The 1,126-nt window shown below is 46.7% G+C and carries 2 protein-coding genes; both read left to right on the plus strand.

The genetic code is table 11. The annotated features are described in order from the left end of the window. Nucleotides 1-210: small, acid-soluble spore protein, alpha/beta type (locus tag ACWFR1_RS40470; RefSeq protein WP_453561160.1), on the plus strand; the 210-nt coding region annotated here is incomplete at its 5' end. A 147-nt stretch (nt 211-357) separates the two neighbouring features. Continuing rightward, the coding region (gene ispE / locus ACWFR1_RS40475) for a 4-(cytidine 5'-diphospho)-2-C-methyl-D-erythritol kinase (RefSeq protein ID WP_453561162.1) at nt 358-1,126 on the plus strand (769 nt) is incomplete at its 3' end.

The raw sequence follows: 1,126 nt of genomic DNA on the forward strand, positions 1-1,126 counted from the left end.
CTTCTAAAAAAGGGGTTGTTTCGTTTGGGCAGACGTCGTGGAGTTATGTCAGATGAGTTTAAATATGAGCTTGCTAAAGACCTTGGTTTTTATGACACAGTAAAAAATGGCGGCTGGGGCGAAATTCGGGCTCGCGATGCCGGTAACATGGTAAAGCGCGCTATAGAAATCGCCGAACAGCAAATGGCTCAGAATCAGAATAACCGATAAGGATGTGACCCGGGGGACGTGCTGTTCCCTGGTTTTTTTATTTTGGATATAAATACATAATGGGCTGAATATGGATATGTTCATCCTGTACTTCAAATGTGATACAATGTTCATACTTATGTTTAGATGGAGAAGTAGGTGAAAGCTATGCGTATTTTAGAAAAAGCGCCAGCTAAGATCAATCTGTCACTTGACGTCACCCGAAAACGCCCGGATGGCTATCATGAAGTCGAAATGATCATGACGACAATTGATTTAGCTGATCGAATTGAATTGACGGAGCTTGCAGAGGATGAAGTGAGGGTTTCCTCCCACAACCGATTTGTGCCTGATGACCAAAGAAACTTAGCTTATCAGGCTGCCAAGCTGATCAAGGACAGATACAACGTGAAAAAGGGAGTTTCCATCATGATTACGAAGGTAATTCCGGTGGCTGCCGGTCTTGCCGGCGGGAGCAGTGATGCGGCGGCGACGCTCAGAGGGCTGAACAGACTGTGGAATTTAAATCTGTCTGCGGAAACGCTTGCTGAGCTTGGAGCGGAAATTGGCTCTGACGTTTCATTTTGTGTCTATGGCGGAACTGCATTAGCAACAGGGCGCGGCGAGAAAATTAAACATATCAGCACGCCTCCGCACTGCTGGGTCATTTTAGCGAAGCCGACAATCGGTGTTTCAACTGCTGAAGTGTACAGAGCGCTGAAACTGGATGGTATAAAGCATCCCGATGTACAAGGAATGATCGAGGCGATAGAAGAAAAGAGTTTTCAGAAGATGTGCAGCCGTTTAGGCAATGTGCTTGAATCTGTTACGCTCGATATGCATCCTGAAGTTGCAATGATCAAAAACCAGATGAAACGCTTTGGTGCAGATGCCGTGTTAATGAGCGGGAGCGGCCCGACGACGTCCTCACGGGACC

Source organism: Streptomyces sp. NPDC055103, from assembly GCF_053607625.1.